The sequence below is a fragment of the Caballeronia zhejiangensis genome, from assembly GCF_022879815.1.
Lineage (GTDB): Bacteria > Pseudomonadota > Gammaproteobacteria > Burkholderiales > Burkholderiaceae > Caballeronia > Caballeronia zhejiangensis.
Genome location: NZ_CP084284.1, coordinates 617,162 through 637,837, shown reverse-complemented (window position 1 = coordinate 637,837; position 20,676 = coordinate 617,162). Strand labels below are relative to the sequence as shown.

General features: G+C 63.6%; 22 protein-coding genes. 14 read left to right on the top strand and 8 right to left on the bottom strand.

The window, feature by feature from the left end; genetic code table 11:
• Positions 1–26: 26 nt before the first annotated feature.
• Both LDZ23_RS17460 and LDZ23_RS17455 read left to right on the top strand, forming a co-directional pair.
• On the top strand, positions 27–827 hold the full coding sequence (locus tag LDZ23_RS17460) for an SDR family oxidoreductase (protein WP_008353489.1): 801 nt from the start codon (positions 27–29) through the stop codon (positions 825–827).
• Between the two features lie 14 nt (positions 828–841).
• Positions 842–2,278, top strand: a complete 1,437-nt coding sequence (locus LDZ23_RS17455) for a dihydrolipoyl dehydrogenase (protein ID WP_033536159.1) — start codon at positions 842–844, stop codon at positions 2,276–2,278.
• A 60-nt stretch (positions 2,279–2,338) separates the two neighbouring features.
• Here LDZ23_RS17455 and LDZ23_RS17450 read toward each other — a convergent pair whose 3' ends face one another.
• The 3 genes from LDZ23_RS17450 to LDZ23_RS17440 all read right to left on the bottom strand — a co-directional run bounded on the left by LDZ23_RS17450 (position 2,339) and on the right by LDZ23_RS17440 (position 5,402).
• Positions 2,339–2,695 carry a hypothetical protein gene (locus LDZ23_RS17450; protein ID WP_033536128.1) on the bottom strand — a complete coding sequence of 119 codons (357 nt, stop codon included), beginning with the start codon at positions 2,693–2,695 and terminating at the stop codon, positions 2,339–2,341.
• Positions 2,696–2,963: 268 nt separating this feature from the next.
• Positions 2,964–3,857, bottom strand: a complete 894-nt coding sequence (gene mmsB / locus LDZ23_RS17445) for a 3-hydroxyisobutyrate dehydrogenase (RefSeq protein WP_008353493.1) — start codon at positions 3,855–3,857, stop codon at positions 2,964–2,966.
• 12 nt (positions 3,858–3,869) lie between these two features.
• Positions 3,870–5,402 (bottom strand): CoA-acylating methylmalonate-semialdehyde dehydrogenase, encoded by a 1,533-nt coding sequence (locus LDZ23_RS17440; protein WP_008353494.1) that lies wholly within the window; start codon positions 5,400–5,402, stop codon positions 3,870–3,872.
• Positions 5,403–5,592: 190 nt separating this feature from the next.
• On the opposite strand from LDZ23_RS17440, the gene LDZ23_RS17435 reads away from it, so the two are divergent.
• The 6 genes from LDZ23_RS17435 (at position 5,593) to infA (ending at position 10,553) form a co-directional block, all read left to right on the top strand.
• Positions 5,593–6,573, top strand: a complete 981-nt coding sequence (locus LDZ23_RS17435; protein WP_008353495.1) for a LysR family transcriptional regulator — start codon at positions 5,593–5,595, stop codon at positions 6,571–6,573.
• 292 nt (positions 6,574–6,865) lie between these two features.
• A complete protein-coding gene (locus LDZ23_RS17430; RefSeq protein WP_008353496.1) occupies positions 6,866–7,816 on the top strand; it encodes a M23 family metallopeptidase in 951 nt (316 codons plus the stop codon).
• A complete protein-coding gene (locus tag LDZ23_RS17425) occupies positions 7,803–8,168 on the top strand; it encodes a hypothetical protein (protein WP_008353497.1) in 366 nt (121 codons plus the stop codon). The genes LDZ23_RS17430 and LDZ23_RS17425 overlap by 14 nt, the downstream gene beginning before the upstream one ends.
• A 60-nt stretch (positions 8,169–8,228) precedes the next feature.
• Positions 8,229–8,663 carry a bactofilin family protein gene (locus LDZ23_RS17420; protein ID WP_008353498.1) on the top strand — a complete coding sequence of 145 codons (435 nt, stop codon included), beginning with the start codon at positions 8,229–8,231 and terminating at the stop codon, positions 8,661–8,663.
• 169 nt (positions 8,664–8,832) lie between these two features.
• Positions 8,833–9,810 carry a magnesium/cobalt transporter CorA gene (gene corA, locus LDZ23_RS17415; RefSeq protein ID WP_008353501.1) on the top strand — a complete coding sequence of 326 codons (978 nt, stop codon included), beginning with the start codon at positions 8,833–8,835 and terminating at the stop codon, positions 9,808–9,810.
• Between the two features lie 476 nt (positions 9,811–10,286).
• The gene (gene infA, locus LDZ23_RS17410) at positions 10,287–10,553 is read left to right on the top strand and encodes a translation initiation factor IF-1 (protein ID WP_006999277.1); all 267 of its coding nucleotides are present in this window, start codon (positions 10,287–10,289) and stop codon (positions 10,551–10,553) included.
• Positions 10,554–10,690: 137 nt separating this feature from the next.
• Here the strand turns inward: infA and LDZ23_RS17405 are convergent, their stop codons facing one another.
• From LDZ23_RS17405 to zwf, 3 genes are read right to left on the bottom strand one after another with little or no spacing between them, the layout of a single operon-like run.
• A complete protein-coding gene (locus LDZ23_RS17405) occupies positions 10,691–11,569 on the bottom strand; it encodes a Cof-type HAD-IIB family hydrolase (RefSeq protein ID WP_008353504.1) in 879 nt (292 codons plus the stop codon).
• Positions 11,569–12,390, bottom strand: coding sequence for an ROK family protein (locus LDZ23_RS17400; protein WP_008353505.1), 822 nt, complete (start codon positions 12,388–12,390; stop codon positions 11,569–11,571). Before LDZ23_RS17400 ends, LDZ23_RS17405 begins: the two co-directional genes overlap by 1 nt.
• A gap of 40 nt (positions 12,391–12,430) precedes the next feature.
• Complete coding sequence (zwf, locus tag LDZ23_RS17395; protein ID WP_008353506.1) at positions 12,431–13,987, bottom strand: glucose-6-phosphate dehydrogenase; 1,557 nt, start codon at positions 13,985–13,987, stop codon at positions 12,431–12,433.
• A gap of 208 nt (positions 13,988–14,195) precedes the next feature.
• Here zwf and LDZ23_RS17390 point away from each other — a divergent pair, with 208 nt between their 5' ends.
• The 6 genes from LDZ23_RS17390 to LDZ23_RS17365 all read left to right on the top strand — a co-directional run bounded on the left by LDZ23_RS17390 (position 14,196) and on the right by LDZ23_RS17365 (position 18,629).
• Positions 14,196–15,038 (top strand): arylamine N-acetyltransferase family protein, encoded by an 843-nt coding sequence (locus tag LDZ23_RS17390; RefSeq protein WP_008353507.1) that lies wholly within the window; start codon positions 14,196–14,198, stop codon positions 15,036–15,038.
• Between the two features lie 13 nt (positions 15,039–15,051).
• A complete protein-coding gene (locus LDZ23_RS17385; RefSeq protein WP_008353508.1) occupies positions 15,052–16,755 on the top strand; it encodes a peptidoglycan D,D-transpeptidase FtsI family protein in 1,704 nt (567 codons plus the stop codon).
• A 104-nt stretch (positions 16,756–16,859) separates the two neighbouring features.
• On the top strand, positions 16,860–17,225 hold the full coding sequence (locus tag LDZ23_RS17380) for a hypothetical protein (RefSeq protein ID WP_008353509.1): 366 nt from the start codon (positions 16,860–16,862) through the stop codon (positions 17,223–17,225).
• 12 nt (positions 17,226–17,237) lie between these two features.
• Positions 17,238–17,528: a hypothetical protein gene (locus LDZ23_RS17375; RefSeq protein WP_034471787.1), complete on the top strand. Its 291-nt coding sequence runs from the start codon at positions 17,238–17,240 to the stop codon at positions 17,526–17,528.
• A 273-nt stretch (positions 17,529–17,801) separates the two neighbouring features.
• Entirely contained in the window at positions 17,802–18,107 is a 306-nt protein-coding gene (locus LDZ23_RS17370) for a hypothetical protein (protein ID WP_008353512.1), read from the top strand.
• Between the two features lie 189 nt (positions 18,108–18,296).
• Positions 18,297–18,629, top strand: coding sequence for a hypothetical protein (locus tag LDZ23_RS17365; RefSeq protein ID WP_008353516.1), 333 nt, complete (start codon positions 18,297–18,299; stop codon positions 18,627–18,629).
• Positions 18,630–18,636: 7 nt separating this feature from the next.
• Here LDZ23_RS17365 and LDZ23_RS17360 read toward each other — a convergent pair whose 3' ends face one another.
• Both LDZ23_RS17360 and LDZ23_RS17355 read right to left on the bottom strand, forming a co-directional pair.
• Positions 18,637–19,494 carry a formate/nitrite transporter family protein gene (locus LDZ23_RS17360; RefSeq protein ID WP_008353518.1) on the bottom strand — a complete coding sequence of 286 codons (858 nt, stop codon included), beginning with the start codon at positions 19,492–19,494 and terminating at the stop codon, positions 18,637–18,639.
• Positions 19,495–19,576: 82 nt separating this feature from the next.
• Positions 19,577–20,644 carry a HoxN/HupN/NixA family nickel/cobalt transporter gene (locus LDZ23_RS17355; RefSeq protein ID WP_008353519.1) on the bottom strand — a complete coding sequence of 356 codons (1,068 nt, stop codon included), beginning with the start codon at positions 20,642–20,644 and terminating at the stop codon, positions 19,577–19,579.
• Between the last annotated feature and the right edge of the window lie 32 nt (positions 20,645–20,676).

Genomic DNA, 20,676 nt, shown 5'->3' with positions numbered 1-20,676 from the left:
AAATTAATACAAATGCAGGAGCGCATATGCATAAACCCCTCGCAGGCCAGATTGCGCTCGTGACGGGCGCGAGTTCGGGCATCGGCACGGGCGTCGCGACCGCGCTCGCCGATGCGGGCGCGCACGTCGCCATCAACTATCACTCGCACGCGGAACCCGCCGAAAAGCTCGCCGCCGCGATCACGGCGAAAGGCGGCAAAGCGTTCGCGGTCGGCGCGGACGTCTCCGACGAAACCCAGATCGACGCGATGTTCGATGCCGTCGTGAAGCGCTACGGCACGGTCGATATCGTCGTCGCGAATTCGGGCTTGCAGAAGGACGCGAAGTTCACCGCGCTCACGCTCGACGACTGGAAGACGGTCATCGAAACGAATCTCACCGGCCAGTTCCTCACCGCGCAGCGCGCCGTGCGCGAATTCGAGCGGCGCGGCATGCGCGACGTGTCGAAGGCGCTCGGGAAGATCATCTGCATGAGTTCCGTGCACGAGGTCATTCCGTGGGCGGGACACGTGAACTACGCTGCGTCCAAGGGCGGCATTCAGATGATGATGAAAACGATCGCGCAGGAAGTCGCGCCGCAGCGCATTCGCGTGAACGGCATCGCGCCCGGCGCAATCCGCACCCCGATCAACAAGGACGCTTGGGATACGCAGGACAAGCTCGACAAGTTGCTGACGCTGATTCCGTATGGGCGCGTCGGCGAGGTCGAGGATATCGGGCGCGCGGCGGTGTGGCTTGCGTCTGACGATAGCGATTACGTCGTCGGCACGACGCTTTTCGTCGATGGCGGCATGACGCTCTATCCGGGATTCGCGGATAACGGCTGATGGCGGACAACGGAATGAACCCAATCAAGGTGGACGTCGCCGTGATCGGCGCGGGCACGGCCGGCATGGCCGCGTTTCGCGCGGCGCGGCTCGCGGGCGCGAACGCGGTGCTGATCGAGGGCGGCGAACCGGGCACGACCTGCGCGCGCGTCGGCTGCATGCCGTCGAAGCTGCTGCTCGCGGCGGCCAACGGCTTGCACGACGCGCATTCGCTCGCCGCGCGCGGCATCGAAGGCACGCACGCGCTCGAAGCCGATCGCGCGCGCGTGCTCGATTACGTGCGGCGCGAACGCGATCACTTCGTCAAGGGCGTACTCGACGAAATCAAAGCGCTGCCGGATGGCATGCTGCTGCGCGGCAAGGCGCGCTTCGAAGCGCCGACGCGATTGCGGATGGGCGACGGCACGCGCGTCGAGGCCAAAAGCGTCGTCATCGCGACGGGCGCCGCGCCGAGCGTGCCCGACGAGCTGAAGGTGTTCGGCGACAAACTCATCACGAGCGACGATCTCTTCGAACTGCGCACGTTGCCGAAGCGCATCGCCGTGTTCGGCGCGGGACCGATCGCGCTCGAGTTGGGGCAAGCGCTCGCGCGGCTCGGCATCGAAATTTTCATGTTCGGCAAAGGCGGCAGCGCGGGAGCGATTATGGACAAACCGGTGCGCGATGCGCTTATCGCCGCGCTCGCCGACGAGTTCTATTTCGATCCCGACGCGAAAATCGACGGCATGTCGCTAGAGGGCGGCCAGCCGACGCTGCGCTTCACGTCGCCGGACGGCGTGGCGCGCGTCGAACGCTTCGATCTCGTGCTCGCCGCGACCGGACGCGCGCCGAATCTGAAGCCGCTCGCGCTGGAAAACGCGGGCATCGAACTGAACGAAAAAGGCGCGCCGCTTTTCGACGAAACAACGATGCAATGCGGCGACAGCGCGATTTTCATCGCGGGCGATTGCGACGGCGCACGCCCGTGGCTCCACGACGCCGCCGACGAAGGCAAGCTCGCCGGCGACAACGCCGCGCGCTTTCCGGACGTGCAGCGGATCGAGCGCAAGGTGCCGTTCTCGATCGTGTTCTGCGAGCCGCAGGTGGCGATCGTCGGCGCATCGTATGACGATCTCGACAAGCCGATGACGGTCACAGGAGAAGCATCGTTCGAGAATCAGGGACGAAGCCGCGTCATGCGTCAGAATCGCGGCCTGCTGCACGTCTATGCCGACGCGAAAACCGGCAAGCTGCGCGGCGCGCAAGGCTGCGGCCCGGCGATGGAGCATCTCGGGCATCTGCTGGCGTGGGCGCTGCAACTGGAATTGACGCTCGATGAAGCGCTCAAACTGCCTTTCTATCATCCGGTCGTGGAAGAAGGCTTGCGCACCGCGCTAAAAGATGCAGATAGAAAATGCTACGAGGAAAGATCGGAAACACCGCCGGCATTACCAAGCGCCGCGGGTTGCTGATCCAAAAAAAACGAACGCCGGTTGCAAGCAACCGGCGTTTATCGTCGGAAAGAGCAAGGATCAGCTTCCGCTCAAACCATATTGCAGTGCGAGATCGAACCCGAGCACGACGAGCGAACAGAAAAGCCCCAAGGACAAATTCGCCAGTCTATGTCCGACGTCCTTGTGCTTCGTCAGCACGGCGCCCGCGAGGAACGCGATTTCCACGATGACCTGCATGCAAAACACGGCAATCATCAACGCGAACTCGTAACCCATCGAGTTGAAGTTCAGAAAGTTAAAGCCGTTCACCGCCACCCAAGACCCCACTCGCCAAGCTTCGTATGCCAATAGCAGCAACGGGAAGAAATAGCTGGCTACATAAGTCGGCACCGTGGCGTGCCGCAGTTCCATATTTAAGTGACGTGTTACTTGCATCGCGTACTCCTCATCTGATTGCCCGAAAACGACGGGCGTTCTACCTGCACCGTGGCGCAAACCGGAGCGTTCTGATCGAACGGCAGACGGGCGTCGTGCTTTCAGAATAGGACAATTTTTTGGAAAGCGAATCATCGTATTCCCGATGATCGTATCCAATAAGGCTTTACGCGCTTCGTTGTGCAGTGCAACTGAATAAAGCAGTTATTTCCCGGCCCTAAATTCGGCACGCGCATACGTGCCGATTTCCTAAAGTGTTCGAGCCGTATCAAACGCCAGAGTTCTTCGCGTACAACTTGATAATGCCCGAAAAATCGAGCCCGCCGAATCCTTGCTGGCTCATCGACTGATACAACTGTTGTGCCAGCGCACCCATGAATACCGGCTGCTTCGCGGCGCGCGCTGCATCGACGGCAAGTCCGAGATCCTTGAGCATTAAATCAGCGCCAAAACCGCCCGAATAACCGCGCGACGCCGGCGCGGTTTCGACGATGCCCGGATAGGGATTACACGTATCCGAGCTCCAGCAACGCCCAGTCGATGTATTGACGATACTCGCGAGTTTCGTCGGATCGATGCCGAGCGTTTCGCCGAGTTTCATCGCTTCGGCGACGCCGATCATGGAAATCCCTAGCAGCAAGTTATTGCAGATCTTCGCGATCTGGCCCGTGCCGGTTTCGCCGCATCGCACCATGTTCTTGCCCATGCCGGATAAGACGGGACGCAATGTTTCGAAGAGCGTTTCATCCGCGCCGACCATGAACGTCAGCGTGCCCGCCTGCGCGCCGACGACGCCGCCGGAAACGGGGGCATCGGCGAACGGGTTGCCCTGGTTCGCCGCCGCCTCGCCGATGAGCTTCGCGGTCGCCGGATCGATCGTGCTGCTGTCGACGAGCGGCACGCCTTTCCCAACGCCCGCGAGCACGCCGTCATCGCCCAGATAGACCGTCTTCACATGCTGCGCGGCGGGCAGCATCGTGATGACGACTTCCGCGCCTTGCGCCGCCGCGCGCGGCGATGCGGCGAGCGTCGCGCCCGCCGCCTTCGCCGCATCGAGCGCGGCGGAGACGAGATCGAACGCCGTCACCGCGTGGCCGGCCTTCAGGAGATTGGCGGCCATCGGACCGCCCATGTGACCCAAACCAATGAATCCGATTCGCATGGACATCTCCCTTTAGCGAAGCGCGATGGTCGTGTTGACGCCGTCGTTCACGGTGGCGTCGTCGAACCAGCGCGCGGTGACGGTTTTCGTCTGCGTGTAGAACTGCACGACCTGCTTGCCGTACGGGCCGAGGTCGCCGAGCTTCGAGCCGCGCGAGCCAGTGAAGCTGAACGCGGGCACCGGCACCGGAATCGGAATGTTGATGCCGACCTGACCGATATCGATCTCGCTCTGGAACTTGCGCGCCGCCGCGCCGCTTTGCGTGAAGAGACCGACGCCGTTGCCCATCGGATTGCGATTGACGAGCGCGATGGCGTCGTCGAGCGTATCGGCTTGCAGCACGCACAGCACCGGGCCGAAGATTTCCGTCTTGTAGATCGACATGTCGGTATCGACGTTCGTGAAGATCGTCGGTCCGATGAAGTTGCCCTTCTCGTAGCCCTTCACGTCGATATCGCGGCCATCGAGCGCGAGCGTCGCGCCCTCTTCCACGCCCTTGCTGATGAGCCCGAGAATGCGCTCCTTTGCCGCTTTCGACACGACCGGGCCGACGTCCGTATTCGGCTCTGTGCCGCCGTTGACCTTGAGCGTCCTGGCTTTCTCGACGAGTTCCGGCACCCAGTCCTTCGACGCCCCGACGAACACGGCCACCGACGTCGCCATGCAACGCTGACCCGCCGCGCCGAAGCCCGCGCCCGCGAGCGCGTTGAGCGTCTGCTCCTTGTTGGCGTCGGGCAGGACGACGGCGTGATTCTTCGCGCCCATCATCGACTGCACGCGCTTGCCGTGCTGGCTCGCGAGGTTGTAGACGTGCGTGCCGACGGCCGTCGACCCGACGAACGAAATCGCCTTGATATCGCGATGCGTGCAGATCGCATCGACGACTTCCTTGCCGCCATGCACGACGTTCAGCACGCCCGCCGGCACGCCCGCTTCGAGCGCGAGTTCGACGAGTTCCATCGTCGAGAGCGGATCCTGTTCGGACGGCTTCAGTACGAACGTGTTACCGCAGACGATCGCCATCGGGAACATCCACAGCGGGATCATGGCGGGGAAATTGAACGGCGTGATGCCGGCGCACACGCCGAGCGGCTGCCGTAGCGTGTACGTGTCGACGCCGCCCGCGACGTTTTCGGAGAATTCGCCCTGCTGCAGCGTCGAAATCGAACACGCGTGCTCGACCACTTCGAGACCGCGAAAGATGTCGCCTTCGGCATCGGCGAGCGTCTTGCCCTGCTCCGCCGTCAGCGTCCGCGCGATGCGCTTCTGGTTCTGGCGCACGAGGTCCTGAAACTTGAGCATCAGACGCATGCGCGTGCCGAGCGGCGTCGTGCGCCACGTCTGAAACGCCTTGTGCGCGGCGGCAACGGCGGCGTTGACTTCATCGACCGTCGCAAACGGCACGCGACCGACGACTTCCTGCGTCGCAGGATTGACGATGTCGCGCCACTCCGTCGTCTTCGAATCGACGAACTGGCCGTCGATCAGCAGTTTGGCCGTACGGACGGACGCACTCTGCGCCGGATGTTCAGCAGCGATATTCACGAGTCACTCCTTTTGGATGAGTTGTCACGAAGGGGAACGAAGACGCGCGGACGGAGCGCCGGTGCGGCGCCGAAGGGAAAAGGCATGTCGTCTCCGTTTATAAGAAATCGGCGCGCAGTGCAGCACGCTCGTTTCCTTGAGTATAGTTATGCAAAAGTCCATCATGGCACTAGAAAAACACCCGATCGATATGCAAAAAAACGCCATGCCAAACGTTATTCCAAGCGCCAAGCTCGATATCGGGCGCCTCAACTGGGACGACCTGCGCTTCTTCCTGGAAGTCGCGCGCACGCAGCGCGCGAGCGGCGCGGCGAAGCGTCTGGGCGTCGATTACACGACGGTCGCGCGGCGCGTTCGCGCGCTGGAGGACGCGCTCGGCACGCTTCTGTTCGACAAATCGCGCAGCGGCGGATTCATTCTGACGGCCGAAGGCCAGCGCCTGCTCGGTTACGTCGATTCGATCGAGACGACGGTGCAGTCCGCGACCGAGCAGATCGCCAATACGGGGCACGCGCTGTCCGGACACGTTCGCGTCGGTTCGACGGAAGGCTTCGGCTGCTTCTTTCTCGCGCCGCAACTCGCGCGCTTTCAGGACGCGCATCCGAACATCTCCATCGATCTGCTGCCGGTACCGCATTTCGTGAGTCTGTCGAAGCGCGAGGCGGATATCGCCGTCACGCTCGAACGACCCGAGCAGGGCCAATACGTTTATACGAAGCTGTGCGATTACCGGCTCAAGCTCTACGCGACCGCCGACTATCTCGACGCGCACGAACCGATCCGCACGAGCGACGATCTGCGTCATCATCGTTTCGCAAGCTATATCGACGATCTCGCGTTCAGCTACGAATTGCTGTATCTCGAACGCGCGGTGCCGGGCGCGGTGTCGCGCTGGCGCAGTACGAGCGCGATTGCGCAGTACTTCGCCGCGCTGCAGGGCCGCGCGCTCGCGATCCTGCCGTGCTTCATGACCGCGCCCGATCCGCGCTTCGTGCCGGTCTTGCCCGACCATATCGTCGTGACGCGCGCCTTCTATCTGTCCTGCCGCGAGGATTTGCGCAAGCTGAAGCGCATCACGGCTGTATGGGACTACCTGCGCGCGGCGGCCGAAGCGAACCGCGGCTTCCTGATGGGAGACGGCGCGCAGATGGCCTGGGTCGATGTCAAGTGATCCTGACCGGCGACACGCTTTTTGACAGCGATTCGAGACCGAACGTGGTATGCGTGACGCCACCGCGAACATCACAAAATTTGACTCGATAAATTCGTGGAATTTTGCTTCGATGTCCTGCCGAAACGTCACTCGCCCACGCGAGCTCGGGCATAATCGCCGGCCAGTTTCATTGCATTGCCGTGGAGAGCGCGGCGCACTCCATTCCCGTGATTTCCTCTAGTTTCTTTCCCGCTGCCCCGACGGGCCGCGCCGTGCGCTAATGGCTTTCGTCATCTGGTCACGGCGGTCCATGTCCCGCCAGCGCATCCGTTTCGTCGAGGCCCGCACGGCGCGCGCCATCGCGGTCATCGGCGCCATTACGCTTCTCGTGGCCGCGCTTGCGCTCGGCATCGCGATCGGCACCATGTTCGCGCGCAGCCATCTCGGCGAGGAGCAGACGCTGATGTCGCGCCGCTCGTACGAGATCGAAGAGCTCGGCCGCATCAATGCCGCGCTGATCGAGCTGACGCCGCGCGTCGAAGGCCTGTCCGCGCAAGTCAGCGAGCTGCACGAATTCGACACGCATCTGAAGGCCGCGCACGGCGCGGGCGGCACGTCCGGCGTGCATGACGTGCCGCCGCTGCCCGACAGCGAAGAGCCAGCCACGTCGCTCGACGGCGCGGGCGGCCCCGCCTTGCCGCCGCGCCTGTGCGATATCGGCCGCGCGGCGGCGGGCGCGCCGCGGCAGCGTTTGAAGAGCGCGCATCGGATCATCGATTGCCTGAACGACGAAGTCTCGCAATTGCAGACGCAAACGCTCGCCCACTACGCCGCGTACATGGCCTTTCCCGGCCGCAATCCGGCACCCGGCCTGCGCAGCGGCTCGCCTTACGGCAACCGTCTGGACCCGTTCACGGGGCGTCTGAGCTTTCATCCCGGCATCGACTTCGCCGGACCGGCGGGCACGCCGATTCTCGCCAGCGCGGGCGGACGCGTCATCGCGGCGGGCGAGCGCAACGGCTACGGCATTTCGGTCGACATCCGCCACAGCGACGGCATGGTGACGCGCTATGGACACGCGTCGCGCATCTTCGTGAAAACCGGCGAATTCGTGATGCCGGGACAGGTGATCGCGGAAGTCGGCTCGACCGGCCGCTCGACGGGGCCGCATCTGCATTTCGAAGTGATCGTCGACGGCGCTCAGATCAATCCTTCTCCCTATCTCGCGCTCTTCAGGCGTTTGTCGCATGCGCAAAGTTGATTCGAAGCGGCTGTCGCTGCAACTCTCCCGCCAGTCCTATTCGCTGACGCCGAGGCGCGGCGCGGGCATCTGGCTCGGACTGATCGCGGCCGTGTGTGCGATCGCGGCGCTCGCCGCCGCAGGCTTCGCACTCAAACGCTCGCATGAAGACGTGCGCAAGCTCGACGCGCTCTGCGCGCCACCCGTCTCCGAGCAAAAGCTGCGCGAGCAGCTCGCGCATGCTCAGCTCGCGCTCGAACAGGAGATGGCGAGCCGTACCTCGCTGGAAGACCGCGTAAAGGACAGCGCGGCCGAAATCCAGCGTCTGCAGACCGATCTCGCTTTCCTCAGGAAGCAGCAAAAACCCAATTGAGCGGCACGCGTCAGCGCGGGCTTCGTGCAGCAACCCTTTACCGCATCGCAAGGACTCGACATGTTTTCATCGAAGAAGGATTCCAACGGCATCAAGATGGCCAAGCTCGCGACGCTCGTCGCGCATAACGTGCATATCTCGGGCGATCTCGAGTTCAGCGAAGGCCTGCGCATGGACGGCCAGGTCACGGGCAACGTGGCCGGCCGTCCGGGCGAAGAAACGCTGCTCGTCGTGAGCGATCAGGGCGCGATTCGCGGCAACGTGAGCGCTTATAACGTCATCATCAACGGCTGCGTGACGGGCGATGTCACCGTCGCGCATTTCGTCGAACTTCAGTCGAACGCGCGCGTGCTGGGCAACATTTACTATCAGCAGTTGCGCATGGATATCGGCGCGACGGTCGAAGGCAAGCTCACCAAGTTCGATTCGCAGACGGCGCACGTCCCGAGTCTGCCGGCGCCGCCCGAATACAACATCGACCTCGTCTCGAACTGACGGCAGACAACGAGCGCCGGAGAATCCGCGCGTGCTGGCAGCCGGGCGCGTGTCCGGCTAAGATTCGATGGATCAAGGCCACGCGCTCGCGCCCCTGGCGAAATCACGCGACTTCGAGCGTCCATCGACACGTGGCCGGTTATATCCAGATAACGATAAAGGGCGTCCCATGCTGGTCAATTGCGCGGCTTATCAGAATGGCCGAAAGCTCGCGGACGTCGAGATCGACGATATCAACGCCTATCGCGATCTGCCCGACTCTTTCATTTGGGTTGCATTGAAAGAGCCTGGTCCTGGCGAACTCGCGCACATGACGCAGCAGTTCGGCTTGCACGAGCTGGCGGTCGAAGACGCGCAGCACGGTCATCAGCGGCCGAAGATCGAGGAATACGGCGACTCGCTGTTCGCGGTCTTTCATACGGTCGAATTCGACGAAGAAGGCGAAGTGCTCGTCGGCGAAATGAACGTGTTCGTCGGCACGAACTACGTGCTTTCGGTCCGCAACCGCACGACGCAAGGTTTTCAGGAGGTGCGCAAGCGCTGCGAGCGCGAGCCGCATCTGCTCAAGCACGGCCCCGCGTTCGTGATGTACGCGCTGCTCGATGCGGTCGTCGATCGATACTTTCCCGTGCTCGAGACGCTCGGCGCGGAAGTCGACGAAGTGGAAGAGCGCATCTTCGAGCAAAAAGGCTCGGTGGAATCGCGCGAGATCATCGAGGATCTGTACTCGCTCAAGCGGCGCATGACGATCCTGCAGCATCACACCGCGCCGCTGCTCGAAGCCGTCAGCAAGCTGTATGGCGGGCGCTCGCCCGGCGTGTGCTCCGGCATGCAGGAATATTTCCGCGACGTGTACGATCACCTGCTGCGCATCGTGAAGACCATCGAAGGACGGCGCGAAATGATCGTCACGGCGATCCAGGTGAATCTCGGTCTGATCGCGCTCGCGGAAAGCGAAGTGACCAAGCGCCTCGGCTCGTTCGCCGCGCTCTTCGCCGTGCCGACGATGATCGCCGGCATCTACGGCATGAACTTCAAGTCGATTCCCGAGCTCGACTGGGTCTACGGCTACCCGACGTGTCTCGCGGTCATGCTGGTGGTCGATGTCGTGCTCTACTGGCGCTTCAAGAAGGCCGGCTGGCTGTAGCAAGAATGTTCCTTTTCGGAACCTTCGGGCGAAATTCGTTGTCTAATCAAGCGATTTGCGAGAGAATGTCATCTGGCCTTGCAAAATCGGCCTATCGACCGCACATGACGTAAGCGCACGGCAGAAGCGCTCACTTCCGCAGCACACGTTGCTTTTCCGTTTCAACCGCACATCGGCTCTGCTGTTGCCGATGTCGCCGTCCCGGTCATGCCGGCCACGGCGCGCCGCATCCGCGGTTCGCCCTGTCGTCCGGCCTATGCCGTCAAGCTCACGACGAGCCTGAGATAGAGACGCAGCGCGCCCCGCATGCACGTTTATCGTGCATGGACGCGCCAGGCCACGCTTTGCATCGCCACTTACGATTCGTAGCGACGACGCTTTCGGGCAGCGGCGCAGAACGGTTCGTTGGCGTCGAATGCGCGTTTTTCGCGCGATGCGCGGCAGCACCCACTACAACTCATTACAGGAGCCCCCATATGGCGAAAGAAGAACTCATCGAACTCGACGGTATCGTTGACGAAGTGCTTCCCGACAGCCGCTATCGCGTGACGCTGGACAACGGCGTCGTCGTGGGCGCTTACGCCTCGGGCCGCATGCGCAAGAATCACATCCGTATTCTGGCCGGCGACCGCGTAACGCTGGAACTGTCGGTGTACGACCTGACGAAGGGCCGCATCAACTTCCGTCACAAGGACGAGCGTGCCGGTGGCGGCGCCCCGCGCGCACCGATGCGCCGTCGTTGATTTCCCTGCATCATCCGTAACGAGCGTGAGCCTGATCCGCAGCGCGCGCTTTTGAACCAAACACGCGGATCATTCTGAACTTCGACGCGGCCGCTCATCCGTCAAGGCTGCGCAGCGCGTCGATGTCCCTTCTTCCTTCAGCCGCGCGCCGCCAAGAGCGCGTCGATGCCGACCGCGAAGCCGTCCTCGTCGTTGCTCTTCGAGACCAGGCTCGCGCGACGCTGCACGCTGTCGGATGCCTGCCCCATCGCGATCGATACGCCCGCGATCTCGAACATCGCCACATCGTTGCCCATGTCGCCGAGCACGGCCACGCGTTCGAGCGGCACGTTCGCGAGTTGCGCCAGTTCGCGTACCGCAGTGCCCTTGTTCGCTTCCAGGCTCGTGATATCGAGGTAATAGGTCTGCGAGCGCGCGGCGTGTCCGCGGCCTTCCAGTTGCTTTTGCACGCTGCTTTCGACGCGCGCGAGCAGCGCCGTATCGGCGGTCGAGCCGACGATCTTGTCGACCTCGCCGAGATCGACATCGTCGAAACGCGTGACGAGCACGCCTTCGTAGCCGACCGTGCGCGTTTCGAGCGGCACGTAGGTGCCTTCTTGATTCGTCAGATACCAGGCGTCGTCGATGAACACCCACGCGTCGACGTTCGCCGACGCGAGCGCTTCGAGCGATGTCTGCACGACATCGCGCGGCAGCTTGTGCGACGACAGCAAATCCCACGTGCCCGGCCTGACGAGACTGCCGCCGTTGTACGACGCGTAAGGCATGTCGACGTCGAGCGCCTCAACGATATGCCTCATGCCCTTGCCCGGCCGGCTGCTCGCCACGGTAAAGCGCACGCCCGCTTCCTTCAGGCGACGCACGGCGTCAATCGCCGGTTGGCCCAATGCCTTGTCGGTATAGAGCAGCGTGCCGTCGCAATCGGTGACGACGAGTTCCGCTTTGGCGAGCGCGGCGAACGCCGCATCGGCGTCGCCGTTCACGCTGTGAAGTCCGTATTTGCTGTTGGCGTTCATCAGTGCGCCCCTTCACGCTGATTGAAATGCGGCAACTGGCGCGTCTCGCGCACCGAGCGCGGATGCCACAGCCGCGCGCCGCCTTCGATGCCCGCCGCATTCGACACGACCGCGACGTTATCCGGCAGCTTGAACTTGATATGCGCCGCGTTGCCGCCGCCGATCCACAGCCTGTCGTAGTTCGTCAGCGTCGCCAGGATGCCGATGATCTTCTCCACGCGCCGGCTCCAGCGCTTCTTGCCCGCCTTCTCGCGCGCCGCGTTGCCGATGTACTCGTCGTAAGTCTTGTCCTTCGCGACCGGATGATGCGCGAGCTCCAGATGCGGCATCAGTTCGCCGTCGCGAAAGAGCGCGGTGCCCGCGCCCGTACCGAGCGTCAGCACCATTTCGATGCCGCGCCCTTCGATCGCCGCGAGCCCTTGCATCTCGGCGTCGTTGATCATGCGCGCGGGCACGTTGCCGAGGCGCTCGGCGATCAGTTGCGCGAGCGGCACGCCGCGCCAGGCGGGCGTGCCGAGATTCGGCGCGGTCAGCACGACGTTATCGCGCACGACGCCCGGAAAGCCGATGGAAATGTGCGTCGGCGGCTCGGCGACGATCGGCGCGATCAGTTCGATGAGCGTCTCCACGACCACGTCGGGCTTCGCCGGATGCGGCGTCGCCACGCGCACGCGGTCGCTCTTCATCTCACCGTCCGCCGAGATGATGGCCGCCTTCAACCCGGTCCCGCCGATATCGATCGCGAGAATGCGTTCCGCCTTGATCGCGAGTTTGTCCGCCGTGACGTGGGTCTTCTGCTTGGCTCTTGATTCTGTGCTCACGCTCGTTGTCCTTTTGAGTTTGCGTTGCGATGAGATGAGTTCAGTTCTTCTTGTGCGCGTCGGTCAGCGGTCGCCACGCGCGGCCGTCGTCGGCAAGCAGCTTGTCCGCTTCGGCCGGCCCCGCGCTGCCCGCCGCGTAACCGCGCACGGGCAGCGGACTGTCCGGATGCAGCACGCGATCCACCGCCGCCCAAGCCGTCTCGATGCTGTCCGCGCGCTGAAAGAGCGTCGCGTCGCCGAGCATGCAGTCGTAGAGCAGCGTCTCATAGCCGACGTTCGCGCGCTCCGCGAAGAAGTCGGCATAGTCGAACCTCGAACGCACCTTGCCGATCTGCATTACCGGTCCCGGCACTTTCACGTTGAAATCGAAGCTCGTGCCGTGCGCCGGATCGATGCGCAGCGTGAACACATTCGGCGTCAGCGCATCGACGGGCGTATCGCGAAACAGCAAAAACGGCACCGCCTTCAGTTGCACCGCGATCTCCGTGCGACGCTCGGTGAGCCGCTTGCCCGTGCGCAGATAAAACGGCACGCCGGCCCAGCGCCAGTTCTCCACGTACACGCGCGCCGCCGCGTAGGTTTCGGTCCGGCTATCTTTGGCCACGCCCGGTTCTTCCTTGTAGCCCGGCCCGGCGGGTCCGGCTTCGTACTGGCCGAGCACGACGTCGTCGGCGGTGAGCGGACGGATCGCATCGAAGACTTCGGCTTTTCTGTCGCGCACGGATTCGGCATCGAAGGAATTCGGCGGCTCCATCGCGACCATGCCGAGCAACTGGAACAGATGGTTCGGCAGCATGTCGCGAAACGCGCCCGTCTGCTCGTAGAACTTGCCGCGCCCTTCCACGCCGATCGTCTCCGCCGCCGTGATCTGCACGTTGTCGATGTACTCGCGCCGCCAGATCGGTTCGAACATCGCGTTGGCGAAGCGCACGGCGAGAATGCTCTGCACCGTGTCCTTGCCGAGAAAATGGTCGATGCGGTACACCTGCGACTCGTCCGCATACTTGAGGATGCAGCGGTTCAGTTCCTGCGCCGACGCCAGATCGCTGCCGAACGGCTTCTCGATGACAAGCCGTCTGAAATTGCCGTCCTTCTCTTCGAGCATGCCCGCCGCGCCGAGATGCTCGATGATCGGCTGAAAGAACCGCGCGCCCACCGCGAGATAGAACACGACGTTGTCCGACTTCGCCTGCGCGAGCCGCGCCTTGAGCCGGGCAAAGGTTTCGTCCTCTTCGAATTCACCGGGGAAATATTCGAGCCGCCCGACGACCCAGTTCCACGCGTCCTCGTTCAACTGCGACGTGTGAAACGTCGCGGCCTTGTCGGCGGCGAACGTGCGCAGCGATTGCGTGAGCTCGTCGCGCCATTCGGACGTCTCGCGCTCGCCGTGATTCACGCCGATGATCTCCATGCCGTCGTCGAGCAGCTTGTCGGCGGACAGGTTGTAGAGCGACGGCATCAGCAAGCGCTTGGTGAGATCGCCGCCCGCCCCGAAAATCACGAGCGTGCATGGCGGCGCGGGATGCTTGCCGGCGCACGTCGCGCTGGCCGGGTTGTTTTCCTTCGATTGATTCGCTTCGTTCGATTCTTTCGGCATGGCGTATCGCCCCTTGTCAGTTGCGCTTGAACCTGGAAAGACCTGCATCGATGCGGCACAGTTCATTCGAACGACGCGTTGCAAGCTCGCGCGACGAATAACGTATGCATTTTGTAATTTTTAACCTTTCGTGTCGTAAAATATGCGCGCCTGACGACAGCACTCGCGGACATTGCGACATCGAAGCTTGACGAAGCCTGAACTCCATATGAACGCACACGACACTTCCATCGACCTCGCCGCCTACTTCGAGCGCATCGGGTACGCGGAATCCGTGCGGCCCGCGCCGACGCTCGACACACTGCGCGCGCTGCATCTGCTGCATCCTCAGGCCATTCCCTTCGAAAATCTCGACGTGCTGATCGGCCGCCCGATCCGGCTCGATCTCGAATCGATCCAGCGCAAGCTCGTCGCCGGACGGCGCGGCGGCTACTGCTACGAGCACAACCTGCTGTTTCGCAGCGTACTTCAGACGCTCGGTTTTCGCGTGCGCAGCTTCGCAGGACGCGTCCTGTGGGGCCGCGAGCTGTCTGACATGCCTGCGCGCACGCATATGCTGCTGCTCGTCGATCTCGACGAAGGCGCGTTCCTCGCCGACGTCGGCTTCGGCGGCATGACGCTTTCCGCGCCGCTCGCGCTCCAGACGGGCCTCGAACAGATCACGCCGCACGGCGCTTTCCGCCTCGAAGGGGCCGGCGAAGCGCCCGGCTACGTCCTGCAGGCGCTCGTGAACGGCGCGTGGACGAACGTCTATCGCTTCGACCTCGATCCGCAGTATGACGCCGACTACGAGATGGCCAATCATTTCGTGTCGATGTATCCGCAGTCGATCTTCCTGCACAACCTGCTCGCCGCGCGTCTCGCGCCGGGCAAGCGCCTCGCCCTTTTCAACCGGCGTTTTTCGATCCACGACGAACGCGAAGGCAGCGATCATCGCGAACTCGACGGCACGGCCAGTCTGCGCCGCGTGCTCGAAGGCGAACTCGGCATTCGTCTGCCGGATGGCGCCGAACTCGACGCCGCCCTCGCCCGTCTGCCCAACCAAGCTTAATCAGAAGACCACGATGTTCAAGAAGAAGACGCGCGGCGGCAGCGATTTCCAGACGCATCACCGCAGCGCGGTGCTCGCAAACCGGCTGCCGGCCTGGCGCTCGCGGCTCGTCGTCATCGGGGTGACGGCGGCGTTTTTGACGCTAGCCGGACGCGCGCTGTGGGTCCAGGTCATCGACCACAAGTTCTATATCGGCGAAGGCCAGAAGCGCTATCAGCGCACGCTGGCGCTCTCGGCGACGCGCGGACGCATCGTCGATCGCAATGGCGCGATGCTCGCCGTCAGCCTCGCGACCTACGAAGTCTGGGCGACGCCCAAGCTCTTCGACGGCGATCACGGTGGCGAGATCGCGCGCCTGCTCGACATGCCGCCGAAGGATCTGCAGCGCCGCATCGACGGGACTCGCGCGTTCGTCCTGCTCAAACGTCAGGTGGAAGCGGAAACCGCCGAGCGCATCGCGACGATCGGGCGCGCGGGCATTACGCTCGTGCCGGACACCAAGCGCTTCTATCCCGAAGGCGAATCGGCGGCGCACGTCGTCGGCTTCACGAATAACGAGGATCACGGGCAGGAAGGCGTCGAGCTGGCCGCCGACGCGCGTCTGACGGGCGCGGCCGGCCAGCGCGAAGTGATCCGCGACCGGCTCGGGCGCGTGGTCTCGCAGATCGGCGAGCCGGCCATGCCGCAGAACGGCGAAACCATTCAGTTGACGATCGACCGGCGCATCCAGCAACTCGCGCATTCGCAACTCAAGGCGGCGATCGCGAAGCACAAGGCGCGCGCGGGCAGCGTCGTCGTGCTGGATGCGAAGAACGGCGAAGTGCTCGCGCTCGCCAACTATCCGAGTTTCGATCCGAACGATCGCTCGCGCCTCACCGGCGAGCAGTTGCGCAACCGCGCGCTCACGGACACCTTCGAGCCCGGCTCGACGATCAAGCCGCTCGTCGCCGCGCTATCGATCGATCTCGGCCGCGTGCGGCCCGAAACGCGCATCGACACATCGCCGGGCACGTTCAAGCTCGGCCCGAACGTGATTCACGACACGTCGAATCACGGCGTCATCACCGTGTCCGAGGCGGTGCAGATGTCGAGCAACGTCGCGCTCACGAAGCTCGCGCTGCAGATTCCCGCGCAGACGATCTGGGACAAGTACCGCGAATACGGCATCGGCCGCGCGCCCGAGCTGACGTTTCCGGGCGCCGCGACCGGCCGCCTGCGCGCGCCCGAGCGCTGGAAGCCGATCGAACAGGCGACGATGGCGTATGGCTACGGTTTATCGCTGTCGCTCGTGCAGATCGCGCAGATCTACACGGCGTACGCCGGCGACGGACGCTTTTATCCCGCCACGCTGATTCACGGCGAAACGCGCCGCGACGCCGTGCAGGTGACGAAGCCCGCGACCGCGAAGGCCGTGCGCAACATGCTCGAAAACGCGACCGGCGACCACGGCACGGGCCGCGCGGCGGCGGTGGAAGGCTATCGCGTCGGCGGCAAGACGGGCACGGCGCGCAAGCAGGTCGGACGCTCGTATGCGGCGAACAAGTACCGCGCGTCGTTCGTCGGCATCGCGCCGATGAGCGATCCGCGCGTGATCGTCGCCGTGATGATCGACGAGCCCACGGGGGGCACCTATTACGGCGGAACGGTCGCGGGGCCGGTGTTCTCGGGCATCGTCGGCGCGACGCTGCCGCTGCTCGGCGTGCCGCCCGACGCATGAAGCGCGGCGCACGCGGGCGCGGGCCTTGCTGCAGCGTGACCGGACTGTCAAGGGCTTGTGCTCTAATGTCGTGTTCGGCACCAGAAGATCAAACGGGAAAGACCATGAAAAAACTCGCCGCGGCGCTCGCGTTGCCTGTGCTTTTCGCCGCCTGCGCCCAGTTTCATAACGAAGATGCAGGACAACCCGAAGTCGAGAAATCGTCGACGGAAAACAAGGTGAACGGCATCGTGCAGTGCATCGCCGCCGAAGCGAAAAAGCACGACGCCCAATACAAGCAGACGTCCATCCCGCAAGGCGTGATGCTCGAATTCGGCGATTCCAACGTCATCAAGGTCCGCTACGACAACGGCGAGACCACGTACCGGTACTATCCGGGGCAGCGTCATCCGTCGAACATGTGGATCGAAGGCGCGGGCAAGAAATGCGCGCCGGCGGACGCCACCGCTCACGACGAACCTCAGAAATAAGCAGACAGGACCATGCGCTCGACCAAAGCCATCAGCGCCGTCGAACGGCTCAAGACGCGCAGCGGCAACGCGAATTACGCGGCCATCTCGATGCCGGGCGGCTACTTCTATCTCGCCGAGCGCGCGCCCGAAGGCACGAAGAAAATCTCCGAGCCGATGCCGATGGACGACTTCGTCGCGTTCGTCAACGCCCGCGATCCGGCCAAGCCGCGCAAGGCCAGCAAGCTCGATCTCGCGATGGAAGAACAGATTGGCCGCAGCGGCAAACGCACGGCAAAAACGCCGTCCGCGAACGACGAATGATCGGCCTGCGTCGCCCTTGCGCGACGCAACATCGAAATCCCCGCGTTGCTCTCACACCAATGTGCGATGACAGACGGAGCCATCAGGTCCGCGTTGCGTACATTTTTGTTAACGATCGAAATCGCCGAGACAGGCAACGATCGGTCATCCGAAGAAAAGAGCAAGGGCCACCCGCTTAGCCACAAAAATATGCGCGGGTGAACGGGGTGCCTCAACGGCGCGCGTGTCCGATGTCGGGACAAGCCGTCGTATGGCCGAGAGGAAGACCAAATAATGAAGAAGAAAAACGAGACCAAGGGCAGTCTCTTGCCCTCGGCGTTGGCTGACGTCGAGCTTCAGCACATCGAGCGCGCACTCGCGCAACTTCGCACGATGCACAAGCAGTCTTCCGGCACGCTCAACGTCGAATACTGGCGGGAGCGGCTCGCCGCCGTGGTCAAGGGTTACGCGCTCGTGCCGGCGCAGAAGCAACGCATCGAAGCGTTGCGCGTCGCGCTCGACACAGTCGACAGCGGTCCGCGCGACGGCTCCGGCAGCCGTAAAAGATCGACCAACAGGCTTTGGGCGAAAGCGGCCTAAGAACCGCTTTCGCCGCTCGCGCTGCGGCGCGAATCCCTCGTTCGCGCCCGCGTCTCGCGACGAAGCGGGCGTGCAACGGTCCTTTGAACTTCCGACGATTCACGGCACGCGCGTTTCAACGCGCCGCTTTGCCGCGTCAGGCACCGTTCATGCTCGAAAGCTAGTCTTTCGATCATGCCGGGAATCGCCATGTCCACTTTCTTTCACGACCGCGCGGGCGCATCGCGCCGGCCCTCGCCGATGCTCGCGAACGCGATCGTCGCCAGTCTCATCGCGACGTTCAGCACGGTCGGCGTCGCGCAGATCACGAACGGCGGCGGGTCGGAGCGACAGGAAAGCCGTCAGTCGGATTCGAGCTCGCGCGCGAATCCATCGGGCTCGCCGCTGGTCGAATCGCAGAAACCGCAATCGAAGGATGCCGCGCAGGGCCGCGCCGCGACCGCCGACAAGAAGCACAAGGCCGAGGGCAGCACCGGCTTCAACAACGGCCTTTACGGCACGGGCGCGGGCAACAACAAATGATGCGCGCTTAGTCGCGATGCCGCTGCGGCGCGCTCGTGATCTCTGGCGCGATCGCCGCGTGATTGACGATCGCGACGAGCGACACGCCGCCAATCACATTGCCGATGAACGTCGGCACGAGGAACACGAAGAAGTAGTCGGAGATGTCCGCCGCGCCGATCATCACCGCGTAGGCCGCTTCGACCGATCCGGCGATGACGTGCGTGAGCTTGCTCACAGCGACGGTGTAGGTCACGAGCAGGATCGTGAGGAGCCGCCCCGAGCGCGCGCTCGGCAGCAGCCATACCATCAGCGCGATCAACCAGCCGGAAAACACGCCGCGAACGACGGTCACGCCGAAATCCGCGGAAAGCGGCGTCATCGCGACCTTGGCGAGCGCCTCGCTCACTTCCGGCGAAAAGACGCCGCGAATCTGCAGGATCGCGGCGAAGATCGTCGTGCCGACCAGGTTGAAGAAAAGCACGATCGCCCAAAGGCGCAGCGCCTTGAACAACGTCGACAAATCGCGCCGCGTAAGGACCGGCAGCACCGCCGTCAGCGTGCTTTCGGTGAAGAGCTGCTGACGTCCGAGGATCACGAAGACGAAGCCGATCGTGTAGCCGAAGCTCGATACGAGTCCCGTCCAGCGGGCCTCCGGCAGCGCGCTTTCGAGAATCGACTGGACGAGAAAGGAGAATCCCATCGACAGGCCGGCGGCGAGCGCCGACCACATCAGCGCCGCGAAGGTGCGCTCCATCGCGACTTCGCCTTCCTCGCGCACGATCTCGTGGATGACGAGCGGATGCGGTGCGGAATGCTCGGCGGCTTGCTCCTGCTCGGCGCTGTCGAGATGCGGCGAGTCGGCCCCCGCTTGCGGGTCGTTCATGTTCTTTCTCCCTGAACGCCGCTCGATGCGAAATGTGGATGAGCGGCTGGCGCATCCACGAAGCAGGAAGAATGCCCGTTGATTATCTGGCGACCCCGCCGTCGAGCGATTCGTAACCGCGCCACTTGTAGATGAGCGCGGAGACGATCCAGCACGCCGCGAACAGCGCGACGATGCCGTAGCCGAGCATCCCGAAGTGCTCGGAGAGCGACGCTGCCACGTCCCACAGTCCGCCCTTCAGCCGCAGCCGGTCCGCGATCAGCCCGAGCGCCTCGATGCCGCCGATCAGCACGGCAATCAGCACCGAGACGAGCGTCACGGTGAGGTTGTAGTAGAGCTTGCGGATCGGCTTCATGAAGGCCCAGCCGTAGGCGCCGGTCATCAGCAGGCTGTCGGCGGTGTCGATGAGCGACATGCCCGCCGTGAACAGCATCGGGAACACGAGAATCGACCACACCGGCATGCCGCGCGCCGCTTCGGCCGCCGCGATGCCCATCAACCCGATTTCGGTCGCCGTGTCGAAGCCGAGGCCGAACAGAAAGCCGAGCGGATACATGTGCCAGCTCTTGCCGATCAGCCTGAAAAGCGGACGGGCGATGCGCGCAAGCGGACCGCCGCCGACCGTGAGCATGTCTATGTCGTCGTCGCGGCAGGTTTCGCCGCGCCGCACGCGACGGAACGCGCGCCATACGCCGCGCAGCACGAACAGGTTCATCGCCGCGATCGCGAACAAAAAGAGCGACGACACCGACGTGCCGATGATTCCGCCGATCTCGCGGTACTCGGCGAACCGGCCGTGCACGGCCATCGCCGTCGCGGCGATGAGCGCGGTGGCGGCGATGACGATCGTCGAATGTCCGAGCGAAAAGAAGAAGCCGGCGAAGTGCGGCCGCTTGCCTTCGTGCATCAGCTTGCGCGTGACGTTGTCGATGGCGGCGATATGGTCGGCATCGACCGCATGGCGCAGCCCGAGCGAATACGCGAGCAACGACGTGCCGAGCAGCAGCGGATAGTGACGGAACGCGACCAACGCCCAGAGCCATGCGAGCACGTTGAACGCGATCAGCCCGCCGATGAGCCGCGCGGATTTGCGCGGCAGGTTGCGATGCGCCTGATGCGGCGCGGAAGCGGGCTCGATCGGTTCGGACATATGCGCGCGCTTGCGAGGATGAAGGGACAAAG

Bases quoted from the DNA above. Each gene is read 5' to 3' on its own strand.
- LDZ23_RS17460 (WP_008353489.1), top strand. From the start codon at position 27: ATGCATAAACCCCTCGCAGGCCAGATTGCGCTCGTGACGGGCGCGAGT.
- LDZ23_RS17455 (WP_033536159.1), top strand. From the start codon at position 842: ATGAACCCAATCAAGGTGGACGTCGCCGTGATCGGCGCGGGCACGGCC.
- LDZ23_RS17450 (WP_033536128.1), bottom strand. From the start codon at position 2,695: ATGCAAGTAACACGTCACTTAAATATGGAACTGCGGCACGCCACGGTG.
- mmsB (WP_008353493.1), bottom strand. From the start codon at position 3,857: ATGCGAATCGGATTCATTGGTTTGGGTCACATGGGCGGTCCGATGGCC.
- LDZ23_RS17435 (WP_008353495.1), top strand. From the start codon at position 5,593: ATGCAAAAAAACGCCATGCCAAACGTTATTCCAAGCGCCAAGCTCGAT.
- LDZ23_RS17430 (WP_008353496.1), top strand. From the start codon at position 6,866: ATGTCCCGCCAGCGCATCCGTTTCGTCGAGGCCCGCACGGCGCGCGCC.
- LDZ23_RS17425 (WP_008353497.1), top strand. From the start codon at position 7,803: ATGCGCAAAGTTGATTCGAAGCGGCTGTCGCTGCAACTCTCCCGCCAG.
- LDZ23_RS17420 (WP_008353498.1), top strand. From the start codon at position 8,229: ATGTTTTCATCGAAGAAGGATTCCAACGGCATCAAGATGGCCAAGCTC.
- corA (WP_008353501.1), top strand. From the start codon at position 8,833: ATGCTGGTCAATTGCGCGGCTTATCAGAATGGCCGAAAGCTCGCGGAC.
- infA (WP_006999277.1), top strand. From the start codon at position 10,287: ATGGCGAAAGAAGAACTCATCGAACTCGACGGTATCGTTGACGAAGTG.
- LDZ23_RS17405 (WP_008353504.1), bottom strand. From the start codon at position 11,569: ATGAACGCCAACAGCAAATACGGACTTCACAGCGTGAACGGCGACGCC.
- zwf (WP_008353506.1), bottom strand. From the start codon at position 13,987: ATGCCGAAAGAATCGAACGAAGCGAATCAATCGAAGGAAAACAACCCG.
- LDZ23_RS17390 (WP_008353507.1), top strand. From the start codon at position 14,196: ATGAACGCACACGACACTTCCATCGACCTCGCCGCCTACTTCGAGCGC.
- LDZ23_RS17385 (WP_008353508.1), top strand. From the start codon at position 15,052: ATGTTCAAGAAGAAGACGCGCGGCGGCAGCGATTTCCAGACGCATCAC.
- LDZ23_RS17380 (WP_008353509.1), top strand. From the start codon at position 16,860: ATGAAAAAACTCGCCGCGGCGCTCGCGTTGCCTGTGCTTTTCGCCGCC.
- LDZ23_RS17375 (WP_034471787.1), top strand. From the start codon at position 17,238: ATGCGCTCGACCAAAGCCATCAGCGCCGTCGAACGGCTCAAGACGCGC.
- LDZ23_RS17370 (WP_008353512.1), top strand. From the start codon at position 17,802: ATGAAGAAGAAAAACGAGACCAAGGGCAGTCTCTTGCCCTCGGCGTTG.
- LDZ23_RS17365 (WP_008353516.1), top strand. From the start codon at position 18,297: ATGTCCACTTTCTTTCACGACCGCGCGGGCGCATCGCGCCGGCCCTCG.
- LDZ23_RS17360 (WP_008353518.1), bottom strand. From the start codon at position 19,494: ATGAACGACCCGCAAGCGGGGGCCGACTCGCCGCATCTCGACAGCGCC.
- LDZ23_RS17355 (WP_008353519.1), bottom strand. From the start codon at position 20,644: ATGTCCGAACCGATCGAGCCCGCTTCCGCGCCGCATCAGGCGCATCGC.